This is a genomic window from Frankia sp. Allo2 (assembly GCF_000733325.1).
Taxonomy (GTDB): domain Bacteria; phylum Actinomycetota; class Actinomycetes; order Frankiales; family Frankiaceae; genus Frankia; species Frankia casuarinae.
In genome coordinates this window covers 1-2,702 of sequence record NZ_JPHT01000092.1, presented here as the reverse complement: position 1 = coordinate 2,702, position 2,702 = coordinate 1, and the positions used below count along the sequence as shown (strand labels likewise).

Below are 2,702 nucleotides of genomic sequence, written 5' to 3'. Positions count from 1 at the left end.
TAACCACGAGCCAGCCCCGGACCCGCAAGATAAAGCTCACCGACCACCCCCGGCGGCACCGGCTGCAGCAGATCATCCAGCACATAGGTCCGGGTACCGGCGATCGGTGTGCCCAGGCTGACGCCGCCGCCCGCCGTCAACTGCCGGCAGGTCGACCAGATCGTGGTCTCGGTCGGGCCGTACATGTTCCACACCTGCGCGCAGCGCTCGATCATCGCCTCGGCCAGGTCCGGAGGGAGGGCCTCGCCGNCGCACAGAGCCTTCAGCCCGGGAGAGCCCGCNCAGCCGTCGTCGACGAGCATCCGCCAGGTCACCGGCGTAGCCTGCAGCACCGTCGCGCTGTGCCGTACGATCTCCGCCGCCAGCCTCCTGGGGTCCAGGGCCACCTCGCGTTCGGCCACCACCACGCGCCCGCCCACGACCAGCGGCAGGAACAGCTCGAGCCCGGCGATGTCGAAGCCCAGCGTCGTCACGGCCAGCAGTACGTCGGCCTCGGTGAGGCCGGGGCGGATTCGCATCGCGGCGAGGAACGTCACCAGGTTGCGGTGTGAGATGACCACGCCCTTGGGTGTTCCGGTGGAGCCCGAGGTGTAGATCACATATGCCGGGTGCCGCGGGTCGATCCGGCCTGACGCGGTCGGCTGCCGGGCCGCCGGGGCCTCGGCGGTCCGTGGGTCGTCCAGGACCGTCCGTACGGCCGGGTGGCCGGGCAGCGCCCGGGCGGTCTCGGCCGTGCAGACCACGGCGGCGGGATCGGCGTCGGCCAGCATGAACGCCACCCGCGAGGACGGGTATCCCACGTCTACCGGGAGGTAGGCCGCGCCGGTCTTCAGCACCGCCAGCAGCGCCACCAGCATCTCAGCGGACCGCGGCAGGGCCACGGCGACGACCCGCTCCGGCCCGGCGCCCTGCTCGGTCAGCCGCGCGGCAAGTCGGCCCGCCGCCGCATCCAGCTCCGCATAGGTGAGGCCTACGTCCTGGAAGACCACCGCGACGGCGTCCGGGCTGCGCCGCACCTGGGCCTCGAACAACTCGGGCAGCGTCCGGTCCGAGACCTTGAGCGCGGTGTCGTTCCAGGCGGTGTCGTTCCAGGCGCGCACGACCTGGGCCCACTCGGCCTCGTCCATGACCGGCACCCGGCTCGCCCGCAGCGCGGGGTCGGCGGCGACCGTTTCCAGCAGCCGCACCAGCCGCCCAGCCAGCTTCTCGGCCGTCGCCCGGTCGAACAGGTCGGCCGAGTAGCCGACCGCCCCGTCCAGCCCGGCGGGTGCGCCGCCGGCGGTGTGGTGTTCCCCGACGGTGAAGGACAGGTCGAACCTGGCGGCGTCGGAGCTCGACCGCTGTGGTTGGACGGACAGGCCCGGCAGCTCCCAGCCGCCGTCCTGGTGGGTGGTCTGGAAGGTCATCATGACCTGGAACAGCGGGTGCCGGGCCAGCGATCGGTCCGGTTGCAGCTCCTCCACCAGCCGCTCGAACGGCACGTCCTGGTGGGCGTAGGCGGCCAGGTTCACCTCGCGAACCCGGGCGACCAGGTCACTGAACGACGGGTCGCCGCCGGCATCGGTGCGCAGCACCAGCGTGTTGACGAAGAAGCCGACCAGGCCATCCAACGCAGGGTCGCCCCGGCCCGCGATGACGGTGCCGAGCGGGATGTCGGTGCCCGCGCCCAGGCGGGACAGCAGCAGCGCGACCGCCGCCTGCACCACCATGAACATCGTGGCCTTCCGGTCCCGGGCGATCCCCGCCAGCCTGGCGTGGGCCTCGGCGCTGACGCGCAGCGGGACAGTGCCGCCGGTGAAGGAGGCCACGGCCGGGCGCGGACGGTCGACCGGCAGCGTCAGCTCGGCAGGAAGACCGGCCAGGGACTGCCGCCAGTACGCCAGTTGCCTGCTGATCAGGCTGTCCGGGTCGTCCTCGCTGCCCAGGATCTGGCGCTGCCAGGCCGAGAAGTCGGCGTACTGGACCGGCAGCGCCGCCCATGACGGCTCCCGGCCGGCGAGTCGCGCCGCGTAGGCCGTGGACAGGTCACGGGTGAGCACTCCTATCGACCAGCCGTCGGCCGCGATGTGATGCACGACCAGCAGCAGGACGTGCTCGCGCTCGGCCAGGACGAGCAGCTCGGCCCGCCACGGCGGCTCGCTGCGTACGTCGAAGCCACGTGCCGCCTCGGCCGCCAGCAGGTCCGCGAGGTCCCGCTCGCTGGTCGCACGCACCACGAGCTCGGGGCCGCCGTCCAGGATCTTCTGGAAGGGCACCCCGTCCCGGTCGGGGAACACCGTGCGCAGGGTCTCGTGCCGCTGTGCCACGTCCTTCAGCGCGGCTCGCAGCGCGTCCCGGTCCAGGTCACCGCGCAGCCGCAGCGCCATCGGCATGTTGTAGACCGCGCTGCCCTCCTGCAACCGGTTGAGGAACCACATGCGGGTCTGCCCGAACGACAGCGGGATCTCCTCGGGCCGCTGCCCGGCCACCAGGGGGGTACGGGCGCTCCCGCCGCCGGAGGCCAGCCTGGCGATGCCCGCCGGGGTCGGCGCGGCGAACAGCTCGCGGATGTTCACCTCGACGTCCAGCACGGCCTGCACGCGGGCGATCAGTCGCATGGCCAGCAGGGAGTCGCCGCCGAGGTTGAAGAAGTCGTCGTCGGCGCCGACCCGGTCCAGGTGCAGGGTCTCAGCGAACAGGCCGCACAGCAGCTCCTCGGCGGG

At 72.7% G+C, this 2,702-nt stretch carries 1 protein-coding gene; it reads right to left on the bottom strand.

All coding sequences use genetic code 11. From position 1 onward, the window contains the following. Positions 1-2,702, bottom strand: a 2,702-nt coding sequence (locus ALLO2_RS22840) for a condensation domain-containing protein (RefSeq protein ID WP_157493507.1), incomplete at both ends; no start/stop codon positions are given.